A 524-nucleotide genomic window follows, 5' to 3' on the forward strand; every position below is an offset into this window, starting at 1 on the left:
CCTTCACCCCAACCGAGTGCACTAACTACTTTACCGCCGCAGGCTATGACGCAGACTGATAGGAAAACGCTCTAGAGCTGGTGTGTCTGCCGGCATCGGCACGTTGTGGCGCTTCCTCGACCGGCGGCGGATGACGCACAAAAAAGGATCGCCCACGCCGCGGAGCAGGACTGCCCGGACGTCCTGAGGCGGCGCTGGGCTTGGTTCGAGGCGCAGCCTGACCGCTACCCGGATCGGCTGGTGTTCATCGATGAACCTGGGCCTCGACCGACATGGCCCGCACCCATGGCCGGGTGCCCAAGGGCGAGCGGCTGCGGGCCGCCACCTTGGCTGACCACGACCTTCATCGCCGGCCTGCGCAACACTGGCATGGTCGCGCCCATGGTGCTCGACGGGCCGATCAATGGCTCGCTCTTCCAGGACTATGTCGACCAAGTGCTGGTGCCTGGTAAGCGTCAGCCTATCACCACGGCTTGACCATCTGGTCTGAGGTTCCACGGCAGCAGGTCATCGATCCTGCTTGC

At 64.3% G+C, this 524-nt stretch carries 1 pseudogene; it reads left to right on the forward strand.

Annotation, left to right across the window (positions count from 1 at the left end):
- Positions 1-82: 82 nt before the first annotated feature.
- Positions 83-447, forward strand: a pseudogene (locus tag AC0IW9_RS30375) (transposase); the annotation flags it as partial.
- Positions 448-524 lie beyond the last annotated feature (77 nt).

The sequence above is a fragment of the Belnapia sp. AC561 genome, from assembly GCF_979252845.1.